Below are 4,876 nucleotides of genomic sequence, written 5' to 3' on the forward strand. Positions count from 1 at the left end.
GAAGCCGCCGGCGGCCGGGTCGCCGCCGGCCGCTTCCGGCGGGGCCGTGCCAGCTCGGGCGAGGTCGGTGAGGGCGCGGTCGACGTCGTCGGAGCCGAGGATGCGACGAAGCCGCAGCACCGCTCCGATGATCTCGCCCTGTTGATGACGAAGCGCGTCGAGGGACGCGGAGCTGCGGGCGATCTCCTCCGCCAGCTCCCGGTGGCGTTCGACGGCGAGCCGACGGCTTTCCTCCACCGCGTCGAGCAGCAGCTTCTCAGCCTGCTCGCGGGCCTCGCAGACGATCGGATGGTTCGCCCCGGCGTCCTCGATCACCTCCTCCAGGGCGGACTCGGCGATCCGGCGGGCGCCGTCGATGATCTCGTCGGCCTCCCGCTGGGCGATCGCGAGCATCTGCCCGATCCGGCCGCCGGCCTGGGCGGCGAACGCCTCGGTGCCGGTGACGCCCGCGGTGCGCTCCCGCTCGTGCCTCAGCGCGCTCTCGGCCGCGGCCGCGCGCGAGGTCACCTGGCTGGCGTACCGCCACAGGGTGGCGAGGTAGTCGTCCACCTGGCGCGGGTCGTAGCCGTGGGCGACCTCGTCGAAGGCTGGTCGTTCGGTCGCTGCCCCGGGATCTGTTCTGCGGTGGCTGGCCCCCATCCCTCAGCTCCCTCTGGGTCGGACGGGTTCAAGGTCTACACCGAGCAGTGTGTCAACGAGCCGCGCGACCAGTGCGGGCGCCTCCCCCCCGGCGCCCGCCGCACCGCCAGAACCGCGAAGGGAACCACCTGACGATCCGACGCCGACAGAGCCGCCACCAGCGGAACCACCGCCGCCAGCACCACCGCCGGCGTCGGCGAGCGCCGCGTCGACCCAGGCGTCGACCGCGGCGAGGGCGCCGGGGGCGTCAAGGTCGTCGGCGAGCCGCTCCCGGACCGCGGCGAGCACCCCCGCCGCCTGCGGGCCGGCGGGCAGGGCGACGGCTGCCCGCCACCGCTCGACCCGGGTTACCGCGTCCGCCAGCAGACCCGCCGTCCACTCCCAGTCCTCGGTGTGGCGGTGGTCCAGCAGGGCGAGGCGCAGCGCGGCCAGGTCCGTTCCAGCGCGGCGCAGCCGGGAGACGAATTCGAGGTTGCCGCGCGACTTCGACATCTTGTGGCCGTCGAGGCTGACCATCGCGGTGTGCACGTAGCTGCGGGCGAAGGGGCGAGTGCCGGCGGCGACCTCGGCGTGCGCGGCGCTGCACTCGTGGTGCGGGAAGGACAGGTCGGTGCCGCCGCCCTGGATGTCGACGACGCCGCCGAGGTGGTGGCGGGCGATCGCCGAGCATTCGATGTGCCAGCCAGGGCGGCCGGGGCCGAACGGAGAGGGCCATGACGGCTCCCCGGGGCGCTGCGCCCGCCACAGCAGCGGGTCGAGGGGGTCCTTCTTGCCGCCGCGGCCCGGGTCGCCGCCACGCTCGGCGCAGATCGCGAGCATCTCGGCCCGGGACAGGTGAGAGATGTCACCGAAGGCGGGGGCGGCGGCGACGGAGAAATACAGGTCGTCGTCGACGTGGTAGGCCGCACCCCGGTCCACGAGCTCGGCGACCATGTCGACGATCATCGGGATCGCCTCGACCACACCGATGTAGGAGTCCGGGGCGAGCATCCGCAGCGCGGTCATGTCCTCGCGGAACAGTGCGATCTCCCGGGCGGCGAGGTCGCGCCAGTCGATGCCGTCGCGATCGGCGCGCTCCAGCAACGGGTCATCGACATCCGTAACATTTTGTACATAGAGGACGTTGTGGCCGGAATCCCGCAGAACCCGCTGCGTGAGGTCATACGTCAGGTACGTGAAGGCATGACCCAGATGCGTCGCGTCGTACGGCGTGATGCCGCAGACATAGAGATGGGCCGTGGGTGCGGAATCCAGGGCCCGCACGCTCGACGTGGCCGTGTCGAAGATCCGCAAGGGCCGCCCGGTGCCTGGAAGTGGACGTATCGGAGGAGATGGCCACGCCTGCATGCGTGTCAGAGTAACCGCGAACCGTTCCGCCGGCGGGCACAAGACGGGTAACCATCCCGTAACCGACCTGCGAAAACGGGGTCAGGCCGCAACATCACCGTCAGTAAACTGACCATGCGGAACGCGAGCGGTTCAGAACGGCGAGGATTCAGTACGGGACGGTTCGGCACGGCCTCGGTCCAGAACGGCGACGGTCCAGAACGGCGGCAGCTCAGAACGGCGGCCACGGGATCGGTGGCCAGTCCCCCGAGGGCAGTGGGAAGCGTCCCTCGTCGAGCAGCCGATTCACCCGGGCGGCGAGCGCGCCGCACTCGGCGACGGTGAGCAGCTCGGCGAGCCGGTCACCGAGGTCGCCGGCGAGCGCCTCGCGCAGGCAGCCGAGCAGGGCCGTCTCCTCGGCGACCAGGCGGCGGCCCCGCCAGGTCCACAGCAGCGTGCGCAGCTTGCCCTCGGTGTGGAAGGTGACGCCGTGGTCGATGCCGTGGATGCGCCCCGACGGCGCGGGCAGCAGGTGCCCACCCTTGCGGTCGGCGTTGTTGATGACGGCGTCGTACAACGCGATCCGGCGTAGCTGCGGGTCGTCGGAGCGGGTGAGGGCGACCAGGTCGACGGTGACGTCGGTGTCGATCCAGAGCTGGACCATGCCCTCGCCGAACGGGCCGTCGCGCACGACTGTCGGCGGCACGATCCCGAGGTCGAGGTACGCGGAGATCTCGTAGGCGGCCAGCTCGCGGGCGGCGAGGGAGCCGTCGGGGAAGTCCCACAGCGCCCGTTCGCCGCGCACCGGCTTGTAGACGCAACGCCCGGCGACGTCGCCCGCGATGATGTCGCAGTACAGCGTCGCGTTGCTGGCGTCGACGAGCCTGGCGCTGACCGTCAGCTCGCCGCGGCGCAGCAGGTCGAGCGCGGCGGGGGCGTCGAGGCCGCCACCGTCGATCGGATCGAGTGGCAGCCGCCGCCCTGGAGGGGGAGCCGCCGCGGGAACGCCCATCAGCCCAGTGTGTCCGCTACGTGCCGGCTCTGTCGCCGGGTCCGGCTGGTGACCGAGGTCTCTGCGCGGCGAACCCGCACGCCCCGGATGCGCGGGCGAGGCACGGTGTGCGGGCGCGTGGCGCGCATCAGTGCCGGTGTCCGTTCTGTCGCGGGCAGACGTGGTCGTCGTCGAGCGGCAGACCGCACAGCGGGCATGGCGGGCGTCCGGCGGAGACGAGCCGCCCCGCCCGGCGGGCGAAGGCGCGGGCGGGGGCCGCCGCGAGCAGCACCCGCAGGGCGTCGGGGCCGTCCGGGTCGTCGCTGAACCCCGACGCCGACTCCTCGCCGCCGGCGGCCTGCGCCTCGACGACGACCCGGCTACCGCGCGGATCCCAGCCGAGGGCGATCGTGGCGACCCGGAACTCCGCCTCGATCGGCTGCTCCAGCGGCGACGTGTCAGCCGCGCCGACGGGTTCGGCCGGCCCCATCCCGACCCCGCGCCGGCCCAGCTCGTCGAGCAGCTCGGTGAGCTGCTCGGCCAGCAGGGCCACCTGGGTCTTCTCGACCGCGACCGTGACGAGCCTCGCCCCGTTTCGGGCCTGCAGGTAGAACACGCGGGCGCCGGGCGAGCCGACGGTGCCCGCGACGAACCGCTCCGGCGGATCGAAGACGTGTATCCGGCGCGCCATGGCCGATCAGACCGCTGCCCCGCCGGCGGGGGGCGGGTAGGACCCGGCACCGCCGCCGACGACCTCGTCGGGACCGAGTGCCGGCCGGGACGCCGCACCGGCCCCGGCGGACGGGCCGGCAGCACCGTCCCCGCCGCCGTCGCCCGTGGCGGCCTGGCCCGCCGGCTCGGGCGGCGGCGGGAGCAGCTCGGCGACGTCGCCGCCGATGTCGTTGATCCGCCGGACGAACGGCCGCCGCTCGCCGTAACGGATCACCGTCAGCGAGCACGGATCGATGGTGACGCGGTGGTACATGTCGAGGTGCATGCCCAGGGCGTCGGCGACGATCGTGCGGATGACGTCACCATGCGAGCACAGCAGCCAGGTGGCGTCCGGGCCGAGCCGGTCGTTCCACTCGCGTACCGCGGTGACGCCGCGGGCCTGGGTGTCGCGCAGCGCCTCACCCTCCGGCCCGGGGAAGACCACGGCGCTGGGATGGCTCTGCACCACCGCCCACAACGGGTCCTTGGCCAGGACGGCGAGTTCCTGCCCGGTCCAGTCCCCGTAGCGGCACTCCCCGAACCGCTCGTCGACGGCGACCGGCTGTGCCCCGTCGGGAGCCTGCGGGCCGTCGGGGCGGCGGGCCGCGATCGTGCCCGCCGTCTCGCGGCAGCGCTCGAGCGGGCTGCTGACGATCGCGGCGAGCGGGATGTTCCCGAGCCGGCCCGCCAGGTCGGAGGCCTGCCGCCGGCCGCGCTCGTCCAGGCTGACGCCCGGGGTCCAGCCGAGGAGGATCTTGCCCGTGACGGCGGTCAGGCCGTGGCGGACCAGCAACACAGTGGTCAACCGGTCGGTCCCTTCAGGTCGGACGGGTCCGCGACGCCGCCGGACCCGCGGATGGCTGACCGGGCGCGACGCGAGGCCGTGGCGTCGGACACGCCGGTGCGGACCACGGCGCGCCCTGGCACGGCCACCGGTGCTACCACGCTACCCAGCGGGCTTCGCCAGGCGTCGAGTGGTGCGTCGTTACGCTTCCCGGCATGCCCGACGAGTACCCGATCGCCGCCGCCCCGGGACCCGATCCCGCCCCGGGAGCCGCCCCCACCGCCGGTCCCGCCCCGGGAACCGTCCGGCTCGATGCCGCCCGGGTCGACCCCGCCCCGGTCGATGCCGCCGATGCCGCCGCAGTCGCGGACCCGACGGCGGTGTTCGCCGCGTTCTGCGAGGCCGCGCTGTGGCCGGGGCTGGGC

General features: G+C 73.9%; 4 protein-coding genes and 2 pseudogenes. 1 reads left to right on the forward strand and 5 read right to left on the reverse strand.

Features of this window, described 5'->3' with window-relative positions; translation table 11 throughout:
- From ND748_RS25195 to ND748_RS25215, 5 genes and pseudogenes are all read right to left on the reverse strand, one after another.
- A pseudogene (locus ND748_RS25195) lies at nucleotides 1-639 on the reverse strand (DivIVA domain-containing protein); the annotation flags it as partial.
- Between the two features lie 3 nt (nucleotides 640-642).
- On the reverse strand, nucleotides 643-1,986 hold the full coding sequence (gene mshC / locus ND748_RS25200) for a cysteine--1-D-myo-inosityl 2-amino-2-deoxy-alpha-D-glucopyranoside ligase (RefSeq protein WP_251748516.1): 1,344 nt from the start codon (nucleotides 1,984-1,986) through the stop codon (nucleotides 643-645).
- A 211-nt stretch (nucleotides 1,987-2,197) separates the two neighbouring features.
- Entirely contained in the window at nucleotides 2,198-2,977 is a 780-nt protein-coding gene (locus ND748_RS25205) for an SCO1664 family protein (protein ID WP_251748518.1), read from the reverse strand.
- Between the two features lie 127 nt (nucleotides 2,978-3,104).
- Complete coding sequence (locus ND748_RS25210; RefSeq protein WP_251748520.1) at nucleotides 3,105-3,647, reverse strand: DUF3090 domain-containing protein; 543 nt, start codon at nucleotides 3,645-3,647, stop codon at nucleotides 3,105-3,107.
- Nucleotides 3,648-3,653: 6 nt separating this feature from the next.
- Nucleotides 3,654-4,472 carry a histidine phosphatase family protein gene (locus ND748_RS25215; protein ID WP_251748521.1) on the reverse strand — a complete coding sequence of 273 codons (819 nt, stop codon included), beginning with the start codon at nucleotides 4,470-4,472 and terminating at the stop codon, nucleotides 3,654-3,656.
- Between the two features lie 194 nt (nucleotides 4,473-4,666).
- On the opposite strand from ND748_RS25215, the pseudogene ND748_RS25220 reads away from it, so the two are divergent.
- Nucleotides 4,667-4,876: pseudogene (locus tag ND748_RS25220) on the forward strand (hypothetical protein); the annotation flags it as partial.

The organism is Frankia sp. AiPs1, assembly GCF_023716945.1.
Taxonomy (GTDB): Bacteria; Actinomycetota; Actinomycetes; order Frankiales; family Frankiaceae; genus Frankia.